The 26,463-nt window shown below is 72.0% G+C and carries 27 protein-coding genes; 15 read left to right on the forward strand and 12 right to left on the reverse strand.

Annotated elements, in window-relative coordinates; all coding sequences use genetic code 11:
• Nucleotides 1-80 precede the first annotated feature (80 nt).
• The 3 genes from rutA (at nt 81) to E2C05_RS09755 (ending at nt 2,038) form a co-directional block, all read left to right on the forward strand.
• On the forward strand, nt 81-1,160 hold the full coding sequence (rutA, locus tag E2C05_RS09745) for a pyrimidine utilization protein A (RefSeq protein ID WP_133219427.1): 1,080 nt from the start codon (nt 81-83) through the stop codon (nt 1,158-1,160).
• A gap of 180 nt (nt 1,161-1,340) precedes the next feature.
• Nucleotides 1,341-1,697, forward strand: a complete 357-nt coding sequence (locus E2C05_RS09750; protein WP_133219428.1) for a Lin0512 family protein — start codon at nt 1,341-1,343, stop codon at nt 1,695-1,697.
• Nucleotides 1,694-2,038, forward strand: a complete 345-nt coding sequence (locus tag E2C05_RS09755; protein ID WP_133219429.1) for a Lin0512 family protein — start codon at nt 1,694-1,696, stop codon at nt 2,036-2,038. Before E2C05_RS09750 ends, E2C05_RS09755 begins: the two co-directional genes overlap by 4 nt.
• 117 nt (nt 2,039-2,155) lie before the next feature.
• Here the strand turns inward: E2C05_RS09755 and E2C05_RS09760 are convergent, their stop codons facing one another.
• From E2C05_RS09760 to E2C05_RS09775, 4 genes are read right to left on the reverse strand one after another with little or no spacing between them, the layout of a single operon-like run.
• Complete coding sequence (locus E2C05_RS09760; RefSeq protein WP_200305424.1) at nt 2,156-2,875, reverse strand: aquaporin; 720 nt, start codon at nt 2,873-2,875, stop codon at nt 2,156-2,158.
• Nucleotides 2,872-3,252 carry an arsenate reductase (glutaredoxin) gene (gene arsC, locus E2C05_RS09765; RefSeq protein WP_133219430.1) on the reverse strand — a complete coding sequence of 127 codons (381 nt, stop codon included), beginning with the start codon at nt 3,250-3,252 and terminating at the stop codon, nt 2,872-2,874. Before arsC ends, E2C05_RS09760 begins: the two co-directional genes overlap by 4 nt.
• Nucleotides 3,249-3,749, reverse strand: coding sequence for a VOC family protein (locus E2C05_RS09770; RefSeq protein WP_133219431.1), 501 nt, complete (start codon nt 3,747-3,749; stop codon nt 3,249-3,251). Before E2C05_RS09770 ends, arsC begins: the two co-directional genes overlap by 4 nt.
• Nucleotides 3,746-4,114 (reverse strand): ArsR/SmtB family transcription factor, encoded by a 369-nt coding sequence (locus E2C05_RS09775; RefSeq protein WP_133219432.1) that lies wholly within the window; start codon nt 4,112-4,114, stop codon nt 3,746-3,748. The genes E2C05_RS09770 and E2C05_RS09775 overlap by 4 nt, the downstream gene beginning before the upstream one ends.
• 348 nt (nt 4,115-4,462) lie before the next feature.
• Here E2C05_RS09775 and crtD point away from each other — a divergent pair, with 348 nt between their 5' ends.
• Together crtD and E2C05_RS09785 are read left to right on the forward strand one after the other, a co-directional pair.
• Entirely contained in the window at nt 4,463-5,950 is a 1,488-nt protein-coding gene (gene crtD / locus E2C05_RS09780; protein WP_133219433.1) for a 1-hydroxycarotenoid 3,4-desaturase CrtD, read from the forward strand.
• Nucleotides 5,947-6,909, forward strand: coding sequence for a carotenoid 1,2-hydratase (locus tag E2C05_RS09785; RefSeq protein WP_133219434.1), 963 nt, complete (start codon nt 5,947-5,949; stop codon nt 6,907-6,909). Before crtD ends, E2C05_RS09785 begins: the two co-directional genes overlap by 4 nt.
• Before the next feature lie 6 nt (nt 6,910-6,915).
• Here E2C05_RS09785 and E2C05_RS09790 read toward each other — a convergent pair whose 3' ends face one another.
• Nucleotides 6,916-8,112 (reverse strand): ATP-grasp domain-containing protein, encoded by a 1,197-nt coding sequence (locus E2C05_RS09790; protein WP_133219435.1) that lies wholly within the window; start codon nt 8,110-8,112, stop codon nt 6,916-6,918.
• Nucleotides 8,085-9,446, reverse strand: coding sequence for a cytochrome P450 (locus E2C05_RS09795; RefSeq protein WP_200305422.1), 1,362 nt, complete (start codon nt 9,444-9,446; stop codon nt 8,085-8,087). The genes E2C05_RS09790 and E2C05_RS09795 overlap by 28 nt, the downstream gene beginning before the upstream one ends.
• 158 nt (nt 9,447-9,604) lie before the next feature.
• On the opposite strand from E2C05_RS09795, the gene E2C05_RS09800 reads away from it, so the two are divergent.
• Complete coding sequence (locus E2C05_RS09800; protein WP_133219437.1) at nt 9,605-10,351, forward strand: hypothetical protein; 747 nt, start codon at nt 9,605-9,607, stop codon at nt 10,349-10,351.
• A gap of 67 nt (nt 10,352-10,418) precedes the next feature.
• On the opposite strand, the gene E2C05_RS09805 is transcribed toward E2C05_RS09800, so the two are convergent.
• The 3 genes from E2C05_RS09805 to E2C05_RS09815 all read right to left on the reverse strand — a co-directional run bounded on the left by E2C05_RS09805 (nt 10,419) and on the right by E2C05_RS09815 (nt 15,482).
• The gene (locus tag E2C05_RS09805; RefSeq protein WP_240046685.1) at nt 10,419-12,044 is read right to left on the reverse strand and encodes an ABC transporter substrate-binding protein; all 1,626 of its coding nucleotides are present in this window, start codon (nt 12,042-12,044) and stop codon (nt 10,419-10,421) included.
• Nucleotides 12,045-12,154: 110 nt separating this feature from the next.
• The gene (locus E2C05_RS09810) at nt 12,155-13,774 is read right to left on the reverse strand and encodes an ABC transporter substrate-binding protein (RefSeq protein ID WP_133219438.1); all 1,620 of its coding nucleotides are present in this window, start codon (nt 13,772-13,774) and stop codon (nt 12,155-12,157) included.
• Between the two features lie 91 nt (nt 13,775-13,865).
• On the reverse strand, nt 13,866-15,482 hold the full coding sequence (locus E2C05_RS09815; RefSeq protein ID WP_133219439.1) for an ABC transporter substrate-binding protein: 1,617 nt from the start codon (nt 15,480-15,482) through the stop codon (nt 13,866-13,868).
• Nucleotides 15,483-15,702: 220 nt separating this feature from the next.
• On the opposite strand from E2C05_RS09815, the gene E2C05_RS09820 reads away from it, so the two are divergent.
• The gene (locus E2C05_RS09820; RefSeq protein WP_133219440.1) at nt 15,703-16,938 is read left to right on the forward strand and encodes an ABC transporter substrate-binding protein; all 1,236 of its coding nucleotides are present in this window, start codon (nt 15,703-15,705) and stop codon (nt 16,936-16,938) included.
• Nucleotides 16,935-17,393 carry a GNAT family N-acetyltransferase gene (locus E2C05_RS09825; RefSeq protein WP_133219441.1) on the forward strand — a complete coding sequence of 153 codons (459 nt, stop codon included), beginning with the start codon at nt 16,935-16,937 and terminating at the stop codon, nt 17,391-17,393. Before E2C05_RS09820 ends, E2C05_RS09825 begins: the two co-directional genes overlap by 4 nt.
• An 85-nt stretch (nt 17,394-17,478) precedes the next feature.
• On the opposite strand, the gene E2C05_RS09830 is transcribed toward E2C05_RS09825, so the two are convergent.
• Nucleotides 17,479-18,942 carry an NADP-dependent isocitrate dehydrogenase gene (locus tag E2C05_RS09830; RefSeq protein WP_133219442.1) on the reverse strand — a complete coding sequence of 488 codons (1,464 nt, stop codon included), beginning with the start codon at nt 18,940-18,942 and terminating at the stop codon, nt 17,479-17,481.
• 156 nt (nt 18,943-19,098) lie between these two features.
• Here E2C05_RS09830 and E2C05_RS09835 point away from each other — a divergent pair, with 156 nt between their 5' ends.
• On the forward strand, nt 19,099-19,680 hold the full coding sequence (locus tag E2C05_RS09835) for an OmpA family protein (protein WP_133219443.1): 582 nt from the start codon (nt 19,099-19,101) through the stop codon (nt 19,678-19,680).
• A 266-nt stretch (nt 19,681-19,946) separates the two neighbouring features.
• Here the strand turns inward: E2C05_RS09835 and E2C05_RS09840 are convergent, their stop codons facing one another.
• On the reverse strand, nt 19,947-20,426 hold the full coding sequence (locus E2C05_RS09840) for a CHAP domain-containing protein (protein WP_133219444.1): 480 nt from the start codon (nt 20,424-20,426) through the stop codon (nt 19,947-19,949).
• A gap of 374 nt (nt 20,427-20,800) precedes the next feature.
• Here E2C05_RS09840 and E2C05_RS09845 point away from each other — a divergent pair, with 374 nt between their 5' ends.
• Together E2C05_RS09845 and E2C05_RS09850 are read left to right on the forward strand one after the other, a co-directional pair.
• Nucleotides 20,801-21,361 (forward strand): hypothetical protein, encoded by a 561-nt coding sequence (locus tag E2C05_RS09845; RefSeq protein ID WP_133219445.1) that lies wholly within the window; start codon nt 20,801-20,803, stop codon nt 21,359-21,361.
• Nucleotides 21,358-21,843, forward strand: a complete 486-nt coding sequence (locus tag E2C05_RS09850; RefSeq protein WP_133219446.1) for a hypothetical protein — start codon at nt 21,358-21,360, stop codon at nt 21,841-21,843. The genes E2C05_RS09845 and E2C05_RS09850 overlap by 4 nt, the downstream gene beginning before the upstream one ends.
• A 71-nt stretch (nt 21,844-21,914) precedes the next feature.
• Here E2C05_RS09850 and E2C05_RS09855 read toward each other — a convergent pair whose 3' ends face one another.
• Nucleotides 21,915-22,814 carry a DMT family transporter gene (locus E2C05_RS09855; protein WP_133219454.1) on the reverse strand — a complete coding sequence of 300 codons (900 nt, stop codon included), beginning with the start codon at nt 22,812-22,814 and terminating at the stop codon, nt 21,915-21,917.
• An 88-nt stretch (nt 22,815-22,902) separates the two neighbouring features.
• Between E2C05_RS09855 and E2C05_RS09860 the strand changes: the two genes are divergently transcribed.
• From E2C05_RS09860 to metC, 4 genes are read left to right on the forward strand one after another with little or no spacing between them, the layout of a single operon-like run.
• On the forward strand, nt 22,903-23,541 hold the full coding sequence (locus tag E2C05_RS09860; RefSeq protein WP_133219447.1) for an NUDIX domain-containing protein: 639 nt from the start codon (nt 22,903-22,905) through the stop codon (nt 23,539-23,541).
• On the forward strand, nt 23,541-24,281 hold the full coding sequence (locus tag E2C05_RS09865) for an alanyl-tRNA editing protein (protein ID WP_192912444.1): 741 nt from the start codon (nt 23,541-23,543) through the stop codon (nt 24,279-24,281). The genes E2C05_RS09860 and E2C05_RS09865 overlap by 1 nt, the downstream gene beginning before the upstream one ends.
• A gap of 52 nt (nt 24,282-24,333) precedes the next feature.
• Complete coding sequence (locus E2C05_RS09870; RefSeq protein ID WP_133219449.1) at nt 24,334-25,179, forward strand: sulfurtransferase; 846 nt, start codon at nt 24,334-24,336, stop codon at nt 25,177-25,179.
• A complete protein-coding gene (gene metC / locus E2C05_RS09875) occupies nt 25,179-26,375 on the forward strand; it encodes a cystathionine beta-lyase (RefSeq protein ID WP_133219450.1) in 1,197 nt (398 codons plus the stop codon). The genes E2C05_RS09870 and metC overlap by 1 nt, the downstream gene beginning before the upstream one ends.
• Nucleotides 26,376-26,463: the final 88 nt, after the last annotated feature.

The raw sequence follows: 26,463 nt of genomic DNA on the forward strand, positions 1-26,463 counted from the left end.
CGGTCCCGCCCCGCCCGCCGCACATGGCACGCCGCTTGCGTGACCCCTGCCACCCGGGACGGGCAGCGGAGGCTTCCAGCATGCAGGTCGGCGTCTTCATCCCCATCAACAACAACGGGTGGCTGACCTCCACCACCTCCCCGCAATACCTGCCGAGCTTCGACCTGAACCGCCGCATCGTGCAGCGGGCGGAGCAATTCGGCCTCGACTTCGCGCTGTCCATGATCAAGCTGCACGGCTTCGGCGGGAAGAGCCGGTTCTGGGACTACGGGCTCGAGAGCTTCACGCTCATGGCCGGCCTCGCCTCGGTGACGCAGCGCATCCAGCTCTTCGCCTCCATCGCCGTGCTGACCATGCCGCCGCCAATCGCGGCGCGCATGGCGGTGACCATCGACAGCATCGCCCCCGGCCGCTTCGGGGTGAACATCGTCTCCGGCTGGCAGGAGGCGGAGTACAGCCAGATGGGGATCTGGCCGGGCGAGGCGCATTTCCAGCAGCGCTACGAATACTGCGGCGAGTATGTCCGCATCATGCGGGAGCTGTGGGCGACCGGCGAGAGCGACCTGAAGGGCCAGTTCTTCCAGATGGACCGGTGCCAGCTGCTGCCGCAGCCCTCGGCCCGGATCCCGATCATCTGCGCGGCGCAGTCGGACAAGGGCACGCGCTTCGCCGCCGAGTACGGCGACTACAATTTCTGCGTCGGCTTCGGCGTGAACCAACCCCAGCGGGTGGCGCCCAGCATCGCCCGGCTGGTCGAGGCGACGCGGGCGACCGGCCGCGAGGTCGGCGCGCTGGTCATGCAGATGGTCGTCGCCGACGAGACCGACGAGGCGGCGATGGCCAAGTGGCGCCATTACTGCGACGGCTACGACCATGAGGCGATGGCCTGGCGCAACGCCCAGGCCGGCGCGGACAAGACCACCGACCCCTACGCCACCGCCAACCGGCAGAGGAACCAGGGCGACAACCACCCGACCAACCAGGGCGTCTTCGTCGGCAGCTATGCCACCGTGGCCCGCCTGCTGGACGAACTTGCGGAGATCCCGGGCCTCTCGGGCGTGATGCTGACCTTCGACGACTTCATCATCGGCATGGAGCAGTTCGGCACCCGCATCCAGCCCCTGATGCGGAGCCGGTCCGCCCTGCGCCTGGCCGCCTGAGCCCCGGCGCCACGGGTCCCGGGGCGCTGCCTTCGTCCGGCGCGGCCATGGCCCGGGCACCCGTCGCCAATGCGCCCGTTGCCGGCGCGCCCATGGCCGGTCCGCCCATGGCCGGCGCGCCCATTGCCGACCTGCCCCGCCGGCGGGACACTGCCGCCGGATGCAGGGGAGGACCAGGTCATGCCGATGAGGCGCATGGTGCTGCAGATCGGCATGGGCACCGATATCCGCGGCGACGAGCCGACCAAGGCGGCGGTGCGCGCGCTGCGCGACGCGCTCTGGCACAACTCGCTCACCATCACCCATGCGCTCGGCGTGGATGTGGACAGCATGCGGGTGAAGGTCACCATCGGCGTGCCCGACCCGCGTCGCGTGGACAAGGCCGCGGTGCTGGCCGTGCTGCCGCATGGCACCGGAACGGTGGAGGTGGTCGAGGGCGGCCTGGCCATCCCCACCGCCGATGGCAGCGGCGTGACCCTGCTGGCCCAGGCGGCGGCCGAGGTCTTCCTCGACCTGCCGGAGGGAGCGGCGGCATGAGCACGACCCTGCGCCGCGTCATCCTCGAGCTCGGCACCGGCAACGACCTGCATGGCGGCGACTACACCAAGGCGGCGCTGCGGGCGGTGCAGGATGCGCTGCACCACTCCTCCCTCAGCATGCTGCGGGCGCTGCGGGTGGACCCGAAGGCGATGGTGGTCGAGGTGACCATCGGCGTGCAGAAGCCGGAGCGGGTGGAGGCCGAGCGCGTCCGCGCCTCGCTGCCGCATGGCCAGGTGACGGTGCGGGTGGTGAAGGGCGGCCTCGACGTGCCGGACCCGGAGCGGGAGGACACCGCCGTCATCGCCTCCGCGGCGATCGCCGTCAGCCTGCCGCTGTAGCCTGCGCCACGGGGCGGGGCGAAGGCCGCGGCGCAGGGCCCCGCCCGCCGGTCCCGGGCCTGGCCCCAGCGTTCGGATGCACGCGCACGCCGTGCCGGCCCGCGGGCGCCGGCGCCCTCAGCGGGATCCCTCGACACCCGCCGGAGCGATGGCCTGGCCGCGGACCCCGGACTGCGACGGCACCTCCAGCCAGCGCCAGAGGCCCGCCGCGAGAAGCGCGCCGGCACATTGCGCCAGGGCGAAGCCCGCCACATCGGCCGGCGCGATGCCGGCGAAGCTGGTGGTGAAGCCGCGCGCCAGGGTCACCGCCGGGTTGGCGAAGCTGGTCGAGGCGGTGAACCAATAGGCCGCCACGATGTACAGCCCGACCGCGAAGGGCACCGCCGTCGCCATCGCCCGCCGCACGCCGAGGATCGCCAGTACGAGGCCGGCCGTCGCCACGCCCTCCGCCAGCCACTGGGCGCCGCCGGTCCGCGCCCGCGTGCCGGCCTCGAGCAGCGCCGGATGCTCGAACATCGCATGCGCCAGCGCCACGCCGAGGATGCCGCCCGCCGCCTGCGCCAGCATGTAGAGCCCGGCGTCGCGCGCCGCGATCTCCCGCCGCAGCGCCATCACCAGGCTGACCGCCGGGTTGAGATGCGCGCCCGAGAGCGGCGCGAAGACCAGGATGATGACCGGCAGCGCCGCGCCGGTCGCCACGGCATTGGCCAGCAGCGCCAGCCCCGTGCTGCCGCCCGACAGCCGCTCCGCCATGATGCCGGACCCGACCACCACGGCCAGCAGCCATGCCGTGCCGAGCGCCTCCGCCGCCAGGCGGCGCGGCAGGCCAGCCATCATCGCGGCTGCGCGCCGCCCGGCGGCGCGGGCAGGATCTCCCGCACCTGCTCGCTCGGCCGGCAGAGCCGCGTGCCGCCGGGCGCGATGACGAAGGGCCGGTTGATCAGGATGGGATGCGCCAGCATGGCATCCAGCAGCGCATCCTCCGACAGGCCAGGGTCGTCCAGGCCGAGCTCGGCATAGGGCGTGCCCTTCTCCCGCAGCGCCTGCCGCACCGTCAGCCCGGCCGCGGCGATGGTCGCCCGCAGCGTCGCGCGGTCGGGCGGCGTCTTCAGGTATTCGACGACCACCGGCTCGATCCCCGCCTCGCGGATCAGGCCGAGCGCGTTGCGGGAGGTGCCGCAGGCCGGGTTGTGCCAGATCGTCACCGCGCTCACGCCGCGCCCTCCCCGGCCGGGGCGCAGCAGGCGGCGGCGGCCGCCGGCAGCACGGCGGCGCCGGAGCCGGCAAGCCGCACGCCGCCCGGCGCCGCCAGCCCGCCATCGCCATAGACCGTCGCCTCGCCCGTGGTGAGGAAGGCCTCCCAGGCGATGCCCTGCGGATCGTTGATCCAGCTCTTCTCCGAGGCGGCGTAGCAGCAGGTGACCGCGCCCTGCTCGAGCACCGGCGCATCGGCGGCCCGCATCCGGCCGTAGACCTCCGTCAGTTCCGCACGGTCCTCCACCTGGATGCCGAGATGGTCGAGGCCGGGCCGGCGCCCGCCGCAGCCGCCGACCCCCTTGGTGGAGACCGCGAAATTCACCCGCGGATCCTCCAGCATCCACTTGGCGTAGTCCGGCTTCACCACCGTGGGCGGCGCGCCGAACAGCCCGCTGTAGAAGCGGATGGTGGCATCCAGGTCCGCGACGGCCAGGTTCACATGCAGGCGCTTCATGGGCCGGGTCTCCTTACCTCGGTCGGGGGACAGCAGGATGCAGGCAGCGCGGCATCCAGAAGCGGAGCGCAGAATTCCGGCCGGCCGCGGCAGCAATCCTGCAGCAGGAAGCCGACCAGCCCGCGCACGCCGGCGAAGTCGGCGGCGTAGATGACCTGCCGGCTCTCCCGCCGTGGCCGCACCAGCCCGGCGCGGGCGAGGATGCCGAGATGCGCCGACATGGTGTTCGCCGGGACGCCACAGGCCCGGGCGATGGCGCCGGCCGGCAGCCCCGCCGGCCCCTGTTCCACCAGCAGGCGGAAGACGCGCAGCCGCGTCTCCTGCGCGAGGGCGCCCAGCGCCTCGATCGCCTCGACTTCCATCATGATTCCAGAATACCGGAATTATCGCAGCGGCGGAAGGACAACGTCGCATCGGCGTGTGACCGGGCGCACAGCCAGGAGTGCCGGCCTCGGGCAGCCTTCCTGCCGGGGCGGATGTTTCCCCTCCGCCCCGTCCCTGTATTTCAGCCTCTCACCCCACCGTGTTCCGCCACGGTGGGGTGATTTTTCAGCCCGGATCGGAAACGGGGTCGCGGCCGGGGTCACGGCCGGCTGCGACCCTATTCGGGCTGCCTGACGGTCCAGACTGTCCAGTTCCCTTGACAATTATCCGGCGCCCCCTTGAATGCGGGGCATGAGCCTGCCGGATCGCACAGGGCCGGAGCGCGCGGCATGAGCCGCCGCGTCATCGTGATCGGCGCCGGCATGGGCGGGCTGGCCGCGGCGCTCGACCTGGCCGCCCGCGGGCGGGAGGTGTTGGTGCTGGAACGCGCCGCCGCGCCCGGCGGCAAGATGCGCCGCATCGCCATCGGCGACGCGGGCGTGGATGGCGGTCCGACCGTCTTCACCATGCGCTGGGTGTTCGAAGGGCTGTTCGCCGCCGCCGGCGCCAACCTGGCGGACCACCTGCCGCTGCAGCCGGTGCGGGTGCTTGCCCGCCATGCCTGGGACGGCGCGCCCGGCCGGCTCGACCTCTTCGCCGATATCCGCGACTCGGCGGACGCCATCGGCGCCTTCGCGGGGCCGGCCGAGGCGCGCGGCTACCTCGCCTTCGTCGAGCGGGCGCGGAAGACCTATGCCGCGCTGGAGGACCCCTTCATCAAGGCGCCGCGGCCGACGCCGGTCTCCCTCGTCTCCCGCGCCGGGCTGGGCGGCATGGGGCGGCTGCTGGCGACCTCGCCCTTCAGCACGCTCTGGGCCGCGCTGGGCGAGCATTTCCGCGACGAGCGGCTGCGGCAATTGTTCGGCCGCTACGCCACCTATGTCGGCTCCTCCCCCTTCCTCGCGCCCGCGACCCTGATGCTGATCGCGCATGTCGAGCAATCCGGCGTCTGGCTCGTGGAGGGCGGCATGCACCGCATCGCCCGTGCCATGGCGGCGCTGGCCGAGGCGAAGGGCGCGCGGTTCCGCTACGGCGCGGAGGTGCGGCAGATCCTGACCCGGGGCGGCCGCGCCGCCGGCGTGCAGCTGGCGGATGGCGAGGTGCTGGAGGCCGACTCGGTGGTGGCGAATTCCGACGTCTCCGCCATCGGCACCGGCCGCTTCGGCCCGCAGGTGGCGAAGGCGGCGGAGGCGGTGCCGCGCGCCCGCCGCTCCCTCTCGGCCATCACCTGGGCGATGCATGTCGAGACCACGGGCTTCCCGCTGGTGCGGCACAACGTGTTCTTCTCCCGCGACTATGCGGCGGAATTCGGCGACCTGTCGGCGCGCGGCCGGGTGCCGGCCTCGCCCACCGTCTATGTCTGCGCCCAGGATCGCGGCGACGCGGACACGCCGCCGGGCGGGCCGGAAAGGCTGCTGGTGCTGATCAATGCGCCGGCGCGTGGCGATTCCCAGCCGCTGGGCGCGACGGAGGTCGCAGCCGCCGAGGCCGCCTGCTTCGGCCTGCTGGAGCGCTGCGGCCTTCGGGTGGCGCGCGACCCGGCGCGGGAGGTGCTGACCACGCCGACCGGCTTCGACGCGCTGTTCCCGGCGACCGGCGGCGCCCTGTATGGCATGGCGGTGCATGGCTGGCAGGCAAGCTTCAGCCGGCCGGGCGCCCGCACGCGGCTGCCCGGCCTGTACCTGGCCGGCGGCAGCGCGCATCCCGGCGCCGGCGTGCCGATGGCGACGCTGTCCGGCCGGCTGGCCGCCGCGGCGGTGATGGAGGACCGGCGATGAACGCGATCACGCCACCGCCTGCCACGGGGCTGCGGGGTTGGGAGTTCGACCGCCCGGTCCCTAAGCATGGCTATGCCTGGTGGTATGTGGATGCGCTGAGCGATGATGGCCGGCACGGCATCACGATCATCGCCTTCATCGGCACGGTCTTCTCGCCCTGGTATGCCTGGAGCCGGCGCTGGGGCGCGGGCGATCCCGAGAACCATTGCTGCATGAATGTCGCGCTCTACGGCGCGCCACGGCGCTGGGCGATGACGGACCGGGCGCGCGGCGCGTTGCAGCGCGGGCCGGACTTCCTCCGCATCGGCCCGAGCGCCATGAGCTGGGACGGCAATGCCCTGACGGTCGAGATCGAGGAGGTGACGGCCCCCCTTCCCTCCCGCCTGCGTGGCCGGGTGCGGGTCATCCCGCAGGCGGTCTCGACCCGGGCCTTCCTGCTGGATGCGGCCGGCCGGCATCGCTGGCAGCCGATCGCCGCGCGGTCGCGCGCCGAGGTCGCCTTCGAGAGCCCGGGCCTGCGCTGGTCCGGCCCGGCCTATTTCGACACCAATGCCGGCGCGGCGCCGCTCGAAGCCGATTTCCGCGAGTGGGACTGGTGCCGCGCGCCGATGCCCGACCAGACCGCGGTGCTGTACGACGCGCTGCGCCGCGACGGCACGCGGCAAGCCCTGGCATTGCGCGTGCGGGCGGACGGGACGGTCGAGGATGCCGAATTGCCGCCGCCCGCCGCCCTGCCGCGCGGCTTCTGGGGCGTGGCGCGGCCGGCGCGGTCCGAGGACGGGCAGGCCCGCCTGGTCCGCAAGCTGGAGGATGCGCCCTTCTACACGCGGTCCGAGATCCGCACGCGGCTGCTGGGGCAGGAGGCGACGGCGGTGCATGAGAGCTTGGCGCTGGACCGCTTCGCCGCCCTTCCCATCCAGGTCATGCTGCCGGTGAAGGTGCCGCGGGTCTGGCGGTAGCTGCCGTCAGCGCATCCCCGCCGGCACCAGCGGCGCCGGTACCGGCACCGGCCTGGTCGCCTCCCCCGGCTCCGACCAGCCGACATCCAGCGTCGCCACCTCCCCGAAGGGCACGCCCCGCCGCTTGGCTTCGGCGATGATCGGCCAGGCGGTCCAGGGCATGGTGAGCAGCGGCAGCGGATCGCGCGCCTGCCAGGTGACGTCGCGGGTGCCGAAGAGGTGGGCGAGGTTGGCGCGGAAGCGCGGCCAGTCGCCGAAACTGTGCTGCGTCTCGGTCAGGCAGGACCAGAATTGCTGCAGCCGGCGTTCCGGCCGATGCCGCAGCGGCTGCGCGGGGTCGAGCACCGCGGGCGCCAGGTCGTCCTGGGCGAAGAAATGCAGGCCGCTGGTGGTGCGCGGGTTGCACTCGATGCCCCAGGGCGTGCCGGCCTCATCGACAATCAGATCGAAGGCGATGAAGCCGGTCCAGCGCGTGGCGGCGACGAAGCGGGCGATCCAGGTCTCGATCGCCGGGTGGTCCACCCGCTCGAAGCCGACGGCCACGCTGCCGGACATGAGCGTGCCGCGATAGACCGCCGTGCCCTGCACCACGCCGTCGCAGGCCAGGCTGCAACTGCTGTGCTCCACGCCCTGCACCAGGCGCTGGACGATGGCGGCCTCGCCCATGGGCAGCGGGGCGCCGCGCGGGATGCGCCGCACCCCGCGGCCGGAACAGGAATGCAGCGGCTTGACGACGACATCGGCCGCATCCGCCAGCCGGCGGGCGCGCGGGTCGTCCAGCGCCCAGGTCTCCGGCACCGTCAGCCCGGCCTCGGCCGCCTGGAGGGCGAAGCCGTGCTTGTCGTGCAGCCGCAGCATGGTCTCGGGCGGCATGGCCAGCAGCCGCACGCCCGCCGGCAGCAGCGGGCGGAGGAAGGCGACATGCATCGCCTCCTCCGAGACCGGCACGACCAGCGAGACCCCCTCCTCTCGGACCACGCGCGCCAGGTCGCGCAGATAGGCCTGCCGGTCCTCGGCCGGCGGCGTCACCCGCAGGCTGCGCGCCACGCTGCGCGAGAGACCGGTCAAGGTGCGGCGATGCGGCTCCGCCACCACCACGCGCCACCCGGCGCGGGCAAAGCTGCGGGCGAGGTCGAGCGCCTTCGGCAGCCGCCCGAGCGTGAGGAGAACCGTATTCACCGCGCCGCCCGGGCGACGCGGCACGTCACCTGCTCCACCGGCCGCGTGGTCAGGCGGGCGGCGGGCTGCACGCGCCCCGGCGCCTCCACATGGAAGTCGAATTCCCGGAACAGCCGGGCGACCAGCAGCACCGCCTCGATGGTGGCGAAGGCGGCGCCGGCGCAGATGCGCGGGCCGATCCCGAAGGGGATGTAGGCGCCCGGCGTCTGGTCCTTCTCCCGTTCCGGCAGGAAGCGGTCGGGGTCGAAGACGTCCGGATCCTTCCAGTAGCCGCGGTGGCGGTGCAGCACCCAGGGTGCGACCATGATCAGCGCGCCGCGCCGCACCTTCGTGCCGCCCAGCTCCGTCGCCTCATTGGCGATGCGCGGCAGGAAGGTGATGGGCGGATACAGCCGCAGCGTCTCGCGGAAGATGTTGCGGATGAATGTCAGGCGCTTGGTGTGCTCGAACTCCACCGGGCCGCCGCCGGTCACCTCCGCGACCTCCGCCCGCAGCCGGGCGACCAGGGCGGGCTGGGTCGCCAGGATGTAGAAGACCCAGGTCAGCGCGCTGGCGCTGGTCTCGTGCCCCGCCAGGAACAGCACGCCGAGCTGGTCGATCAGCTCCTCCCGCGTGAAGGCGCGGCCTTCGCCGTCGCGCGCCTCGATCACCTTGGAGGCGATGTCGTCGAAGCGGGCGCCGGCCGCCAGGTGGCCGTCCAGCAGGTCGCCGAGATGGCCGCGGATCAGCCGGCAGGCCTCCAGCACATCCGCCTTCTGCGGGATGCGGGTCCAGGCGCGGTCCATGATCAGGCGGCGGATCTCGACTTGTGCCACGCTGCGCTCGAACACGGTGAACGCATCGAACACATCGTGGGCCGCCTTGTGCTCCAGCCCGTTGGAGAAGACGGTCCGGCAGATGATGTCCGCGGTCAGGTGGGACATGGTCAGGTCGAGCGAGAAGCGCTCGCCGCGATCGGCGCGTTCGGCGAGCGTCGCCTCGGCCGCGGCGCACCCGGCCTCCATGTCGGGGAAGGCACGGTTCACCCGCATCAGGGTCAGCGACGGGTCGATCATCGCCCGCTGGCGCCGCCAGGTCTCGCCGGAGCTCACGAAAATGCTGTCGCCGATCAGCGGCTCCAGCGCATTCACCATGAGGTCCGATTTCGGGAAGATCTCCTGCGGGTCGAGCAGGACGTGCTTCACCAGGTCGGGCCGGTTCACGATCAGCGTCTGGCGCCGCGACCAGCCGAGCGGGCCTATCTCCATCCGGTAGGCCGCGGCGGGCAGCAGGGCCAGCAGGTTGCCGTCGCCCCGCAGCGCCACCCGGATCAGGGCCATGAGGGCGGAGCGGGAATGCGGGCGCGGGGGGATGTACACCGGGCCTGGACCTCCTGCCGCAAGCACGCCGCGGCGCGGGCCGGCGTTCCGCTTGCTTTACACTAGGCTATGTCAGGTGCCATTGTCGGGCAACCGTCGGAGCGGCCCCGGAAGGCCGGGCCCTGCGCCCCCGGCGGCATCCTGCCTGGGACGCGGCCATGGAGTACCTGCTCTTCGAGTGCCTGGTCGCCGCGCATATCGTCACCGGCGTGACCGGGGCGATCGCCTTCTGGGTGCCGGTGGTCGGGAAGAAGGGCGGCGAGAAGCACCGGCGCTGGGGCCGGGTCTTCACCAAGGCGATGCTGATCACGGGCTCTCTGGCCGTGTGCATGAGCGTCTTCACGCTGGTCCACCCGATGGAGACGCATCCGCACCTGGTCGGGCGGTTCGACGCGGATTTCATCCGCGGCATCTTCGGCTGGATGATGCTGCATATGGGCGTGCTGACCATCAACCTCGCCTGGTATGGCTGGCTAGCGGTCAAGAATGGCCGGCGGCGGGAGCGGAACCGGGAGTGGCGCAATCTGCTGCTGCAGCCCCTGGTGATCCTGGCGGCGCTGAATTGCGCGCTGCAGGGCTGGCTGATCGACATGCCGCTGATGATGGGCATTTCCGTCGTCGGCGTGGCGACGGGGCTGACCAATCTCTGGTTCCTCTACAAGCCGAACCCTGGGCCGATGGACTGGCTGAAGGAACACCTGAAGGCCTTGGTCGGCGGCGGCATCTCCGTCTACACCGCGTTCATGGCGTTCGGGTCGGTGAGGATCATCCCGGAACTGGCGTTGAACCCGGTGATGTGGGCCATCCCGCTGACCACCGGCATCGGCATCATCCTGTACCATTGGCGGAAGATCGACGCGCAGACCCGCGCCCGCGCCGCGCAGATCCGCACGGCGACCGCCTGACTCGAGGGTTCCAAGGGCCATTCGGCCCTTGGCGGTGGGAGCGCGGGGGAGGCAGAGCCTCCCTCCTCTAGCTGCCGACGCGCACCGGCGTCAGGTCCTGGAACCACGACCGCGCCTGGACGAAGCCCTGCACCCGCCGGTGCATCGCCCGCGGGTTCAGGTCATGCGCGACGAAGAGGAAGAGCGCGTCCTCCACCACCTTCGCATGCAGTTCGGAGACCAGCCGGTCCTGCGCGGCCGGGTCGAATTCCGACAGGATCCTGCCGATCAGCGCGTCGTAGTCCGGGTTGGCGAAGCCGCCCCAGTTGTTCCCCGCCGGCGGCGCCAGGTCGCTGCGCAGGAAGCGGATCAGCGCGGTGAAGGGGTCGATGGCGGTGAAGCTGATGTTGATCCCGGTGATCCCGCGGTTGGACGGCGCCTTCCAGCCATCCCGCCAGATCGAGAGCAGGGTGTTCCACTCGAAGACCTCGAACTCGATCTCGATGCCGACCTCCTTCAGCATCTGCTGCACGGCCTCGTTCATCGCCATCGGCTGCATCTGGCCGGACCCGCTGACGCTAATGCCGATCTTGGTGCGGAGCGGCGTCCGGGGGGTCACGCCGGCCTCGGCCAGCAGCCGGCGGGCGGCGGCCTGGTCGAAGGCCCAGCGGAAGCGCGGCACGTTGTTCCAGGGATGGCCCTGCGGCAGCATCCCGGCGCCCTCGTCCATCAGGCCGCCCAGCATGCCCTTCATGGCGGCGCGGTCGATCGCCAGGTTGGCGCCGCGGCGGATCCGGGCATCGCGCCAGGGCGAGCCCTCGGCGGTCGCGAATTGCCAGGTCCAGTTGTGCGGGTACTGGTTGGTGACGATGGTGAAGCCGGCCTGGCGCAGGCTCGGCACGGCATCGGGCGACGGCGCCTCGATCCAGTCCACCTGGTTGCTGCGCAGCGCGGCGACTCGGGTGTTCGGCTCCGACAGGGGCAGCAGGACCAGCCGCTCGCATTTCGGCACGCGCTTCGCATCCCAGTAGTCCGGGTTGCGGACCAGCACGGCGCGTTCGCGGATGGACCAGGACTCCAGCTTCCAGGGGCCGGTGCCGACCGCCTTCGGCATGTAGTTGTCCCAGTTCCGACCCGCGGCCTCCCAGGCCGCCTGGTGGACGATGCCGATCCAGCTGACGCCATAGGGCACGGTGCTGTCCACGGTGCGGGTCTCGACCACGAAGGTCTTGTCGTCCGGCGCCTCGTAGCTGGCGATGGTCGGGATGCGGACGCGGCCGAAGGCGGCGGCGCTGCGGTCGAAATGCGGCGCGTCGGTCTTGAGCACGCGGTCGAAGGAGAAGACCACGTCCTGCGCCGTCAGCGGCTTCCCGTCATGGAATTTCACCCCGTCCCGCAGGGTGAAGGTCCAGCGGCGCGGGTTGGCCGGGTCCACCGTCCAGGCGGTCGCCAGGCCGGGGACCAGCGTGGCCGGCGCATCCGACTTCGACAGGTCCCAATGGATAAGCTGGTCGTAGAGGGTGATGCCCATGAAGCGATGGCCCTCGGCGCCCTGGTCCGGGACGCCGTTGGTCAGCGGCACCGCCGCGGCTGTCATTCCGACGCGCAGCGTGCCCAGGCCTTGGGCAAGCGCCAGGTCCCATGGCAGGGCGGCCGAGGCCAAGATGCCGCCCGCGCCGCCGAGCAGGCCGCGCCGTCCGAAGCCGGTTTGCACGATGTGACTCTCCCTCTCCGCAGGTCTTGCGGAGAGGGCGAAGCAAGCCCCGGGCCGGGATCCCACGGGCGGCCGCCCGGCGCGCCCGGCCGGTATCAGTGCATCCGGCGTCAGTTCATGCTGATCGGCGTCAGGTCCTGGAACCAGGACTGCGCCTGCACGAAGCCGCGGACATTCCGGCTCATCGCCCGCGGGTTGAGGTCATGCGCGATGAATATGAACAGCGAGTCGTCCACGATCTTGGCGTGCAGCTCCGCCACCAGCCTGTCCTGCGCCGCGGGCTCGAAGGTCTCGTAGATCTTGCCCATCAGCGCGTCGTAGTCGGCATCGGCGAAATAGCCCCAGTTGTTGGCCAGCGGCGGCACCAGGTCCGACTTCAGGAAGCGGATCATCGCCAGGAAGGGGTCGAGCGCGGCGTAGGAGATGTTCACGGCCGAGACGCCGCGGTTCGACGGCGCCTTGGCCCCTTCCCGCCAGATCCCCAGCAGGGCGTTCCACTCGATGACCTCGAAGGTGACCTCGATGCCGATCTCCTTCAGGTTCTGCTGCACCGCCTCGTTCATCGGCAGCGGCTGCATCTGGCCCGACCCGCTGGGGGAGATGGCGACCCTGGTGCGCAGCGGGTTGCGCGGGCCGAAACCGGCCTCCTGCATCAGGCGGCGGGCCGCGGCGGGGTCGTAGCGTACGGGGTCCTTGGGCTGGCCATACCACTGGTGGCCGGGCGGCAGCAGGCCGGCGCCGGGCAGCATGGTGCCGCCCAGCATCGTCGCCATGCCCTGGCGGTCCACCGCCAGGTTCGCCGCCTTGCGGATGCGCGCGTCGCGCCAGGGCGAGCCCTCGGCGAAGGAGAGGTGCCAGGTCCAGTTGTGCGGGTACTGGTTGGTGATCACCTGGAAGCCGGCCTGGCGGAGGCTGGGGATGGCGTCGGGCGGCGGCGCCTCGATGAAATCCACCTGGCCGCTGCGCAGCGCGGCGACGCGGGTATTGGCTTCCGGCAGCGGCACCAGCACCACGCGGCCGGTCTTCGGGATGCGCGTCGCATCCCAGTGGTCCGGGTTGCGGACCAGCACGGCGCGTTCGCGGATGGAGAAGCTCTCCAGCCGCCAGGGCCCGGTGCCGACCGGGCGCTGCATGTAGTTGTCCCAGTTCCTGCCCGCAGCCTCCCAGGCGCCCTGATGGGTGATGCCGATCCAGGTCATGGTGTAGGGGATGGTGCTGTCCACCCGGTTCGTCTCGATGACGAAGGTGTTCGGCCCCTCGGCGCGCCAGCCGACCACCGTCGGCATGCGGATGCGGGCGAAGGCGGCGGCGCGCGGGTCGAATTCCGGTGCATCGGACTTGAGCGCGCGGTTGTAGGAGAAAACCACGTCCTCGACGGTCATGACCTTGCCGTCGTGGAATTTGACGCCGTCCCGCAGGGTGACGATCCAGCGGCGCGGGTTCGCCGGATCGGTCCGCCAGGACGTCGCCAGCGCGGGGCGCAGCGCGACCGGCTTGTCGGACGTCGTCAGGTCCCAGCTGGTCAGCTGGTCGTAGATGGTGATGCCCATGAAGCGGTGGCCCTCCGCCCCCTGGTCCGGCACGCCGTTGGACAGCGGCACCGCCGAGGCGGTCATGCCGACGCGCAGCGTGGTGTTCGGCCCGCCCTGGGCTAGCGCGAGGTCATAGGGCAGCACCGCCGCGGCGGCGGCGCCGCCCAGCAGGCCGCGGCGGCCGATGGTGAAGCTCATGTCGTGAAGCCCCCGGTCTGGTCTTGGTTGGGCAGGCCGGATTCACGCGCTCGGGCATGGCTGCCCTCGCACGATCCGGCCTGGTTCTCCGTCATCCCATGCGGATCGGCGCCAGGTCCTGCAGCCAGGACTGCGCCTGCACGAAGCCCTGCACCTTCGGGCTCATCGCCCGCGGGTTGAGGTCATGCGCGATGAAGATGCAGGCATCCTGGTCCACCAGCCGGGCATGCAGCCGGCGCATCAGGATCGCCTGCTTCTCCTCGTCGAACTCCTCCAGCAACGCGTCCATCAGCGCATCCGCCTGCGGATCCGCATGCCTGCCCCAGTTGAAGGCGACCGGCGGCGCGAAGGCGCTGTGCAGCGGCCGGATGAAGCCAACATAGGGGTCCTGCGCATTCCAGGACGCGTTGATGGCGTGGCAGCCGCGCGCGCCGGGCATCCAGGCGCCCTCCCGCAGCTGGGTCAGCAGCGTGTTCCAGTCCATCACCTCGAAGGCCAGATCGATGCCGACCTCCTTCAGGCTCTGCTGGACGTATTCGTTCATCGGCAGCGGCTGCATCTGGCCGGACCCGCTGGGCGAGATGGCGACCTTGGTGCGGAGCGGGTTGCGTGGGGTGAAGCCGGCCTCGGCCAGCAGCTTCCGCGCGGCATTCGGGTCGAAGCGCGGCTTGTGCTCCGGCGTGCCGTACCAGGGATGCCCTTCATAGAGCAGGCCGGCGCCCTCGCTCATCATCCCGCCCAGCAGCTGCTTCATGCCGGCGCGGTCGATGCCCAGGTTGGCCGCGCGCCGGATGCGCGGGTCGCGCCAGGGCGAACCCTCCACATAGGACAGGAAATACATCCAGTTGTGCGGGTAGAGGTTGCTGGCGATTCGGAATCCGGCCTGGCGCAGCGTGGGAAGGGCGTCGGGCGGCGGCGCCTCGATGAAATCCACCTGGCCGGCGCGCAGGGCGGCGACGCGGGTATTCGGCTCGGCGAGCGGGAGCAGCACCAGCCGCTCGGCCCGCGGAATGCGTTCGGCATCCCAGTAGTCCGGGTTGCGGACCATCACGCAGCGCTCGCGGATGCTGAACTGCTCCAGCTTCCAGGGGCCGGTGCCGATGGCCTTGGTCATGAACGTATCCCAGTTGCGCCCGGCGGCCTCCCAGGCGCCCTGGTGTGTGATGCCGACCCAGACCAGCAGATAGGGCAGCAGCGCATCCACCCGGTTGCAGTCGATGATCAGCGTATGCGGCCCGTCGGCCCGGTAGGAGGCGACGGTGAAGAAGCGGGACCGGCTGATGGCCGAGCCGCGGGCATCGAAGGCCGGGTGGTCGTTCTTCACCAGCCGGTCGAAGGAGAAGACGACATCCTCGGCGGTGAAGGGCTTGCCGTCATGGAAGCGCACGCCCTGGCGCAGGGTGAAGATCCAGCGCTTCGGGTCGGCCGGGTCGGGCTTCCAGGCGGTGGCGAGGCCGGGACGGAGGGTGGCGGGCTTCTCGGCGCTGGACAGGTCCCAGTGCACCAGCTGGTCGAACAGCGTGATGCCCATGAAGCGATGGCCTTCCGCCCCCTGGTCCGGCACGCCATTGGCGAGCGGGACGGCGGAGGCGGTCATGCCGACGCGGAGCGTGCCGCTGGCGCCCTGGGCGAGGGCGAGGTCCCAGGGAAGGGCGGCGGTGGCGCCGACGCCGCCAAGCAGGGCGCGGCGGGACAGGGCTGCGGACATGGGCGGGGTCTCCCTCCGGATCGCGGCGGCGAGAGGCTAGGCATTGCCGCAGCATTGGGCAATACGGTTCGATTGATCAATAATTGATCTGAAGCGTCGTCCAGTTGCCGTCTTTTGCACCAGATGGGGCGGGCTTCCGACCGCTTCCGTTAGCCTGCTAGGCTTCGACCTGCGGCGGCGCCGCTGTGCCGCCCCCAAGATCGTCCAGGGGAGCCCGTCCATGCATCTCACCCGCCGCGCCGTGCTCGGCGCGACCGCCGCCATGCCCGTCCTCGGCTTCGGCAATGCCCGCGCCCAGGCCAGCGAGACCATCCGCATCGGCGTCCTGACCGACCTCTCCGGCCCCTATCGCGACGTCACCGGCCCGACCTCGGTCGCCTGCGTCCGGCAGGCGGTGGAGGAGTTCACCGCGCAGAACCCCGCGATCCGCGTCGAGATCATCACCGCCGACCACCAGAACAAGCCGGATATCGGCGTCAACACCGTGCGGCAGTGGTTCGACCAGCGCGGCGTCGATGTGGTGACGGATGTCGGCAACAGCGCCATCGCGCTCGGCATCAATCCCGTCTGCGTCGAGAAGGACCGCATCCATCTGAATGCGTCCGCCGGCACCTCGGAGCTCACGGCGAAGTCCTGCACGCCGAACAGCATCCACTGGTCCTACGACACCTGGTGCCTGTCCAACACCTCCGGCACCGCGCTGACCAGGGCCGGCGGCGACACCTGGTACTTCATCACCGCCGACTACGCCTTCGGCCATGCGATCGAGCGCGACACCACCCGCTTCGTCGAGGCCGCGGGCGGCCGGCTGCTCGGTGCTTCCCGCTATCCCTTCCCGCAGACCACGGATTTCTCCGCCTTCCTGCTGCAGGCGCGGGCCTCGCGCGCCAAGGTGCTCGGCCTCGCCATGGCCGGCGACGACCTGGTGAACTGCGTCAAGCAGGCGCAGGAATTCGGCCTCGGCCGGTCGGGGATGAAATTCGCCGCCATCATCGGGTCCATCACCGGCGTGCTCGCGGCGGGGCTCGAGACCATGCAGGGCATGTACATCGCCGAGACCTTCTGGTGGGACCTCGACGACCGCACCCGCGCCTTCACCCGGCGCGTGCAGCAGAAGCTGCCGGCCGGCGTCTTCCCCAACTATGTCCACGCCGCCAACTATTCGGGCGTGCTGCACTACCTGAAGGCGGTGAAGGAACTGGGCCCGGCGCGCGCCAAGGCGAGCGGGCGGGAGGTGGTGGCGCTGATGAAGCGCATGCCGACCGATGACGACGCCTTCGGGCGCGGCACCATCCGGGAGGACGGGCGGAAGATCCATCCCAGCTACCTGCTGCAAGTGAAGAAGCCGGGGGAGAACCGCTACCCGGGTGATGTCTACACCCTGGCGGGGACCGTGCCGGCGGAGCAGGCCTTCCGGCCGCTGTCGGAAGGGGGCTGCCCGCTCGTCCGAGCGTGACAGCGCGCATCCGGCCCGTTGCGCCGGCCGACCTGCCGGCGCTGGCCGGCATGGTCGCGGCGCTGGCCGCCCATCACGGGGAGGTGGCGGAGGCGACGCCGGACGCGCTTGGCCGCCATCTCTTCGCGCCCCAGGCCGCGGCCTGGCTTGCCGTTCTGCTCGCCGAGGAGGATGGCGGCCCGCTCGGCTATGCCGTGCTGTTCCGCTTCTTCCCGGTGCAGACCGGCGAGACCTCGGTGATCCTGGAACACCTCTATGTCGCGCCGGCGGTGCGCGGGCGGGGGATCGGCCGCGCACTGCTGCAGGCCGCGGCCGAGCAGGGCCGGGCCTGGGGCTGCGCCGATCTCCGCGTGGCCGCCCGTACCGACAACGCGGCCGCCCAGCGCTTCTACGAACGCCAGGGCCTGCAGGGCCGGCCACGCAGCGGCATCGCCTATCGGATGCCGCTGGGCTGAGGACACATGCCGGCCAGCATGAATGCTGTCCGGCATGATCATCGGGTTCGGCGTGCAGCCGCCACGCCAGCCCTGCGCACCGGTGTCACGCCTTGCTGTAGGCGTCCGCGCCGTCGAAGCGCTGCAGCTTCTCGATATGCATCCAGTTGTGCTGCCGGCCAATCCGCTGCAGCAGGTCGGTGATCTCGGCGATGCCGTTGCCCTTCGGCGGCTCTCTGAACATGAAGCGGGCGCGGAAATGGTCCACCAGGAAGGTGTGGCCCGCCACCTCCGGCCAGACCTGGGCGCCGCGGCTGCCGATCATCGCCAGGTCGAAGGCGCTGCCCTCGGCCGCCGCCTGCAGGGTGATGGAGATGGCGCGCGGGTCGCGCTCGCTCTCGACGAAGACGTCCACGCCGACCAGCTCGCGCGTGCTGGCGGCGCGGTACCAGGTGATCTGCGGCCAGCGCTTCAGCGCGATCGGCCGGTATTCGCGCGCCGGCACCAGCGCGCTCTCGCGGCCCAGATTGGCGATGACCCGGTCGACGAATTGCTGGGTCGGCACGCCCTCGGCCTCGCGCGCGATGTCGCCGGTCAGGTCCCTGCCCTCCTCCAGCGTCACATACAGCGCATGCTCGATCCGCCGCGCGGTGGCGAAGTCGCCGACATGACGCAGCATCATCAATGCCGAGAGCAGCAGGGCCGTCGGGTTGGCGATGCCCTTGCCGGCGATCTGCGGCGCCGAGCCATGCACCGCTTCGAACATCGCCACCCCGTCGCCCAGGTTGGCAGAGGGCGCGACGCCCAGGCCGCCGACCAGCCCCGCCGCCAGGTCCGAGAGGATGTCGCCGTTCATGTTGGTCATGACGGCGACGTCGAACTGCTCGGGGCGGATGACCATCTGGTGGGCGCAGTTGTCGACGATCATGTGTTCGTTGCTGAGCGACGGGTACTCCGCCAGCACCTGCTCGCCGACGCGCTTCAGCATCCCCTCGGTCAGCTTCATGATGTTGGCCTTGGTGGCGACGGTGACCTTCCGCCGCCCCTCGGCCTCCGCCACCGCCGCGGCCAGGCGCAGGATCCGCTCGCAGCCGACCTCGGTGATGATCTTCAGGCATTGCGCGACGCCGGGCGTCTGCATGTGCTCGATGCCGGCATAGACATCCTCGACATTCTCGCGCACCACGACGAAGTCGATGCCGCGGCCGGAGAAGGGGGTGCGGATGCCCGGCAGTTCCCGCACCGGGCGGACATTGCCGTACATCTCGAAGGTCTTGCGCAGCGCGACATTGGCGGATTTCTCGCCATGACCCACCGGCGTCTCCAGCGGGCCCTTCAGCGCCACGCCGGTGCGGGCGATGCTGTCCAGCGTCTCCCGTGGCGCGCCGGAGGCAATGCCGCGGCGGAAGGCCTCCGCCCCGGCCAGCGCCTCCTCCCATTCCACCTGGGCGTCGGCGGCCGCCAGGACCTGCTGGGTGGCGCGCATCACCTCCGGCCCGATGCCGTCGCCGGGGATGGCGGTGACCGTCACCTTGCTCCGCACGGGAAGCTGCGGCGGGATGGAGTCCATGGGTCGTCGTCCTCAAGCCGTGAATGCTGCGGTGCAGCGGCTACCCGAACGCCCTTGCGGGTCCATTGATCCGGCTCACAGCTGGCGGAACGGCGCATCGTTCCGGCCGGAGTTGCGTTGCGGCAGGCGAACGCCACCCCCCCCCGAGGTTCCCGCATGCGCGCAGCCCGTCCCTTGCTTCTCCTGGCCCTGTTGCTGCCGCCGCCGCTGGCGGCGCAGGAGCGCGCCACCGGCGCCGTCACGGTGGAGCAGCCGCCGCCGGAGCCCAAGGGCGCCACCGTCACCACCCCGGATGGGCGGGTGGTGGAGGTGCCGCGCGGCGGCGCCTTCCAGGTCCAGGGCGCCAATGTGGTGGTGGAGCGGGAGACGCCGCGCGGCACCACCCTGACCGTGCAGAACGACGTGCTGTTCGACTTCGACAAGGCCGAGCTGCGGCCCGAGGCGGCGGAGGCGCTGGGCCGCGTCGTGGACGTCATCCGCCAGCGGACTCCGCGCGCCGTCACGGTCGCGGGCTACACGGATTCCCTCGGCTCCGACGCCTACAACCGGCAGCTGTCGCTGCGCCGGGCGGAATCGGTGCAGCGCTGGCTGGCGACCGAAGGCGGCGGCGGCCTGCCGCCGCTGCGGGTGGAGGGCAAGGGCGAGAGCGATCCGGTGGCCCCGAACACGCTGGACGGGCGTGACAACCCGGATGGCCGGCAGAAAAACCGGCGGGTCGAGGTGCTGCTGGAACGCTGATGCTGACGGCCGTTGATCCTGGCCGATCAACGGCCCCTTGATCGCCGGGCGGCCTGCGCCGCAAACCCCGGCGACGCGGCATGGGCCGCGGCGCTCGGCATGACCGGAGCATTCATGCCGTCGATATCAGGCAGCACAGTGCCCGAACCAGGGCCACCGCCGGTCGCCTTCGGCCGGCACGGCCCCTGCGGGGCCCGGCGAAGGCGCTGCGCGGCCCCCAAGCTGCGGGACCAGCGCCGATGCGTCGTCATCCGGGGCCGTGGCGGTCAGGCGGCCACCGGATGCACGAAGCCATAGGCCGGCCAGGCGCTCGCCCCGTAATCGCCGCGGCGGGGATACCAGATCCGCAGGAGCGACCAGTCATTGTCAGGCGAGATGTCCTGCACCGGCTGGTCCCGCGCTTCCTGCCCCTTTTCGCGGCCGGAGGCCCAGTTGGCATGGTCCACCCGGATCTCCCGGGCCGAGACCAAGCGGGTGACCACCGCGACATGCCCCTGCGGCAGCCGTGAGGTGCGCATCAGCACCAGCACGCTGCCCGGGCGCGGCGCCCGGCCGCGGGCATAGCGGCCCGCCGCCGCCTCCCACCACTGCCAGGCATCGCCGCGCAACGCGATGCCGGACCGCGCCCGGGCATAGGGCACGCAGGACCAGGTGCCCGGCCCCGCTGCGGCGCTGCCCGACCGCGGCGTACGCCCGGTGCCGCAGGCGGCCAGCAGCAACGGCGCCAGCAGGACCAGCCGTCGCATGCCCGTCTCTCCTCCTCCGCCGCTCCTCGCCGCGACTCGCGCGCAGCCCTGTGATGTCGCCGCCGCGGCCCGCGGCCCGCAAGCCCATCCGGCGGATGCGGATTGCCGGGAGAGACCGGCCGCGCGGCCATATTTCGGGGCAGCATCATGATGCGCATCCGGCATGATCTCACCGCGACGGGCCAAGTGCCTGCCCCGCCTCGATTCCGGTCGGGAACCCCGGGCGGCAACCCGGCGAATTCCCGCTGCCACCCCCTGCGCGGCCTATCGCCCGCGCGCCCGGCCTGTGCTGAAAGAGCGCCCCGGAGCGGCGGCAACGCCCCCGGACCGGAGACGGCCAGGGCGTCCAGCCACTGCCAGGAAGGGCCACGATGATGACGACACCACCCAATCAGCCCCGGCGGGCCGCGGCCCGCGCGCGGCGGGTCGCCGCGCTCGCCACCGCGGCGGCCCTGCTCGCCCAGCCGGCCCTCGCGGTGCCGCGCTGCTCGAACGAAACCGACCAGGCGGTCTTCGAGGTCGAGGCGCTGAAGACCGAGCTGATGGTCGTGGCGACCACCTGCAAGGGCAATACCGAGGATCGCTACAACGACTTCGTGCGCCGGTACCAGCAGGCGCTGGTCGCCTCCAACCGCGCCCTCGGCCAGTATTTCACCCGCTCGCATGGCCGCGGCGGCCAGCGGCAGCAGGACATCTTCATCACCGAGCTGGCGAACGCCCGGTCCAACAACGCCCGCCAGCTCGGCAGCGATTTCTGCCCGCGCAACAGCGGGCTGTTCGACGAGGTGATGGCGCTGCAGGGCGTGACGGACCTGCCCGCCTATGCCGCGACCAAGGACCTGCTCGCCTCCGGCGTCACCGCCTGCCCGGGCGGCCAGGCCGCCGCGCCGCACCGCGCCACCCCCGCCGCCGCCCGCCGGAGCCCCGCCCGATGATCCGCCGCGCCATTGTCGCCACCGGGGCCCTCGCCGCGCTGGCCGGCTGCCAGCAGCCGCAGCAGGCGGCCGGCCCCGCCGGCGCCCGCGTCTACTACGCCGACACGCAGGGCGCCGCGTCGGTCTGCGAGGCGCCGCGCTCCGTCGCGCTGGCGGCCGGCCAGCAGGCCGAGGCGGCGATGACGGTGAAGAACGACGGCGGCTGGTGCGGCATCACGGTCGCGCTGTCCGGCAAGCCCTACGACGCCGGGCTGCTGGTCGGCCGGCCGGAGCATGGCCGCGTGCATGTCCGCAAGGTCGGCGATGCCACCCGCGTCGACTACATCCCGGATGCCGGCTTCGGCGGCGAGGACCGCTTCACCGTGCGTTTCCTGCCGGGCAATCCGGCGCTGCGCGTGATGGTCAACGTGCAGTATACGCCGCCGCCGGCCCCGCCCGCGCCGCCGGCCCCGCCGCCGCGGACGCCGGCGCGGCGGCGGTAGAATTGGGGAGGGCACCGCCCTCCCCCCACCCCACCGGTCCGGGCCGCCACCCGGCCCGGACCGGTGGGCGTTCAGCGCCTCAGGCCCAGCGTGACCTCGCGGTGCCAGATATATAGGCCGCTGCCGACCAGCACCGCCATGCCAGCCAGGTCCCAGCCATCCGGCAGCTCCGCCCAGACCAGCACGCCGAGCGCGGTGGTCCAGAGGATCGCCGAGTATTCGAAGGGCGCCAGCAGCGTCGCCTCGCCGCGCCGATAGGCATCCGTCATCATCAGCTGCGCCACCGCCGAGACCAGGCCGATCCCGGCCAGCAGCGCCCATTGCCCGGGCGTCGGCGGGACCCAGACCGGGATGGCCGCCAGCGCCGAGAGCAGCGTGGCGCCGAAGGCGAACCACAGCACGATGGTGACATTCGCCTCCCCGGCATCGCCCATGCGGCGGATGGAGATCATCGCCAGCGCCCAGCCCAGCGCGCCCAGCAATACGGCGCCGAGGCCGGACAGGCTGCCGCCCGCCGCCCCGGTCGGCAGCGTCATCAGCAGCACGCCGCCGAAGCCCGCCAGCACCGCCAGGCCGCGCCGCGGCCCGACCCGCTCGCCCAGCAGCGGGATGGACAGAAGCGTCAGGAACAGCGGCATGGTGAAGCCGAGCGCGGTGACGGTGGCGATCGGCAGCACCGTCAGCCCGTAGAAGGTGCCCACCATGCCCAGCAGCCCGCCGATCAGGCGCAGCCCGTGCAGGCCCGGGTTGCGCGTGCGCAGCGCCCGTACCCCGCCGGCCTGCCACAGCAGCGGCAGCAGGGCCGGGATGGCGAAGAGGTTGCGGCACAGCACCACCTGGGCCAGCGGCACCTCCCCGCCCAGCGCCTTCACGAAGGCCCCGGCCACCGCGAAGATGCCCGCCGCCCCCATCACCATCAGCACCGCCCGCCGCCGCGTGGCGGCCCTCCGGGCCTGGTCGGCAGGCGGCATCGCCGGCGCGGAGGCGGCCGGGGCGGGTGCTTCGGGCATTCCTGGGTCCATGGACGGCGTTGGGGGGCAAGGCTAGGGTCGCCGCCGCATGAAGGCCAGACCAGCCAAGGCGCCGCCCATCCCGGCGCATCCCGGCGTTACGGTGCTGGAGGACGAGGTGGTCTGGGACGGCCGCTTCCCGCTGCAGCGCGTGCGCTTCACCTATACCCGCTTCGACGGATCGCAGTCCGGCGAGCTGGTCTGGGAGCTGTGGCGCCGCCATGCCGGCGTCGCCGTGCTGCCCTATGACCCCGTCGCCGACGCGGTCGCGCTGATCGAGCAGTTCCGCCTGCCGGCGCTGGCCGCCGGGCTCGACCCCATCATGGTCGAATGCCCGGCCGGGCTGCGGGAGCCGGGCGAGACGCCCGAGGCGGTGGCGCGGCGCGAGACGCTGGAGGAGACGGCGCTGCGGCCCGACCGCTTCGAGCTGATCTGCGAGACCATGCTGATGCAGGGCGGCTGCGACGAGACCATGCACTACTACGCCGCCCGCGTGCGCCTGCCGCAGCCGGGTGAGGCGGGGACGCATGGGCTGGCGGCCGAGCACGAGGAGACCCGCGTGCTGGTGGTGCCGGCGGAGCAGGCCTTCGCGATGCTGGACGACAACCGGATCAGGAACGTGACCGCGATGGTGTGCCTGTGGTGGCTGCGCCACCACCGAGCGCGGCTGCGGCAGGAATGGGCGTGATGGCGACGGAATTGCTCTACCGCGAGGATGCCTATGCGCGGGAGGCGGCGGCGCGCGTGCTGGCCGCCGGGCCGGAAGGCGTGCTGCTGGACCGCACCCCCTTCTACGCCCAGGCGGGCGGCCAGCCCGGCGACGCCGGCTGGCTGCGCTGGCCCAAGGGGGATGGCGTCGGGGAGATGGCGGTGGCCAGGGCCGTGAAGGGCCCCGACGACACGGTGCTGCACCTGGCCGCCGAGGGTGCGGCGCTGCCGCCGGTGGGCGCCGAGGTGACCGCCGCGCTCGACTGGGGCCTGCGCCACCGGCACATGCGCATGCACACCGCCTTGCACCTGCTGTGCAGCCTGATCCCCGGCGCGGGCGTGACCGGCGGGCAGATCGGCGCCGACCGCTCGCGGCTCGACTTCGACCTGGCCGCGCCGCCGGCCAGGGACTGGCTGACCGGGCAGCTCAACGCGCTGGTCGCCGCCGACCATGCGGTGGGCGAGCGCTGGATCGCCGAGGAGGAGCTGGACGCCAATCCCGGCCTGGTGCGGACGCTGTCGGTGCAGCCGCCGCGTGGCGCCGGCCGGGTGCGGCTGGTGCGGATCGGGCCCGAGGAGGCGCCGGTGGACCTGCAGCCCTGCGGCGGCACGCATGTCCGCCGCACGGCGGAGATCGGCCGGCTGGAGGTCACCAAGCTGGAGAACAAGGGCAAGCAGAACCGGCGCGTGTACCTGGTGCTGGCGGAGGGCGCGGCATGAGGCGCGACATGGGGCGCGACACTGGCGCCGGCCCAGAACGGGAGTGAGCGGCATGGACAACCTGGTCTCCACCGGATGGCTGGCGGCGGAGCTCGGCAAGCCCGACCTGCTGGTCTTCGACTGCTCCACCTACCTGCCCGGCGAGCCAGGCAACAAGCATGACGGCTTCCGCGCCGCGCATATTCCCGGCGCGCAGCTCTTCGACATCGACGTCATCGCCGACACGGACAGCGACCTGCCGCACATGGTGCCGACCCCGGCGCGCTTTGCGAAGTTGGCGGGCGCCCTCGGCCTCTCCAACGCCTCACGCGTGGTGTTCTACGACCAGCACGGGCTTCGCGCCTCGGCCCGCGGCTGGTGGATGCTGCGGCTGTTCGGGCATGACGCGGTGGCGGTGCTGGATGGCGGCCTGCCGACCTGGCGGCGCGAGGGCCGCCCGGTCGAGACCGGCGATGCCCCGCCCCGTGCGCCGGCGAGCTTCGTCCCGGACTTCCGGGCGGAGCGGCTGCGGGGCATCGGCGACGTCAAGCGTATCGTCCGGCAGGGGGGTGGCAGCGAGCTGATCCTCGATGCCCGCGCCAAGGGCCGCTTCGACGGCACGGCGCCGGAGCCGCGCGCCGGCCTGCCCGCCGGCCACATGCCGGGCGCCGCCAATGTCCCGGTCTCCGACCTGGTCGGGCCGGACCTGGCGATGAAAAACCCCGCCGAACTGCGCGCGATGTTCGAGGCCGCGGGAGTGACCGCCGAGCGGCCCGTCGTCACCTCCTGCGGCTCCGGCGTCACCGCCTGCGCCCTGGCGCTCGGCCTGGTGCGGGCCGGCTTCCCGGAGCCGGCGGTGTATGACGGATCCTGGACCGAATGGGCCCTGCGGCCCGAGACGCCGAAGGTGCACAGCTGATGCCGGACGACTCGCTCCCCAAGAAGACCTACGGCTTCTCCACGCGGATGAGCCATGCCGGCCGCGCCGGCACGCGCATCCACGGCTTCGTCAACCCGGCGGTGCATCGCGGCTCCACCGTGCTGTTCCCGAACAGCGCGGCCCGGCGCGACGCGGCGAAGCACCGGCTCGAGCAGTACATGACCTACGGCACGCAGGGCGGGCCGACCCATTACGCGCTGGAGGACGTGATCGCCGAGATCGAGGGCGGCACCCGCGCCCTGATCCTCGGCACCGGCCTCGCCGCCGTCGCGGTGCCGCTGCTGGCCTGGCTGAAATCCGGCGACCACTGCCTGATGCCGGACAGCGTCTATGGCCCGGCGCGCAACCTCTGCGACGGGCTGCTGAAGGGCTGGGGCGTCGAGACGACCTATTACGACCCGACGGTGGACGAGGCGGCGATGGCCGCGCTGATCCGCCCCAACACCAAGGTGGTCTATACCGAGAGCCCCGGCAGCCACACCTTCGAACTGCAGGACATCCCCGCCATCGCCCGCGCCGCGCACGCCAGCGGGGCCAAGGTGATGATGGACAACACCTGGGGCATCCACCACTTCCGGCCCTTCGAGAAGGGCGTCGATGTCTCGATCCAGGCGCTGACCAAGTATGTCGGTGGGCATTCCGACGTGCTGCTGGGCAGCGCGACGGTGAACAACGAGGAAGACTGGCGCGTGCTGCGCAGCGCCGCCTCGCAGCTCGGGCAATATGCCTCGCCCGATGATTGCTGGCTGGCGCTGCGCGGCGTGCGCACCATGGCGGTGCGGCTGAAGCAGCAGGAACGCCATGGGCTTGAGGTCGCGCGCTGGCTGAGCGGCCGGCCGGAGGTGCTGCGGGTGCTGCACCCGGCGCTGCCGGAGCATCCGCAGCACGACCTGTTCCGGCGCGACTTCAGCGGCGCCTGCAGCCTCTTCGGCCTGGTCTTCCAGCCGCGCTTCGCGCTGGAGGATGTCTACCGCTTCATCGATGCGCTGACGCTCTTCGGCATCGGCGCCAGCTGGGGCGGGTTCGAGAGCCTGTGCATCGCCACCACCGGCAACATCACGCGCACGGCCGGCAGCGGCGATTTCGGCGGGCCGATGTGCCGCATCCATATCGGGCTGGAGGAACCGGCGGACCTGATCGCCGACCTCGCGCAGGCGCTGGCCAGGCTGGGCTGAGCGAGGCGGGCGCGCGCCAGGGGCGGCGGCTGCGGCGCGGCCGAGCGCAGCGGTCCGCGACCCCGGCGGCCGGCCGGCATGGCCGAGC

It is taken from the genome of Paracraurococcus ruber (assembly GCF_004353985.1).
GTDB classification, from domain to species: domain Bacteria; phylum Pseudomonadota; class Alphaproteobacteria; order Acetobacterales; family Acetobacteraceae; genus Paracraurococcus; species Paracraurococcus ruber.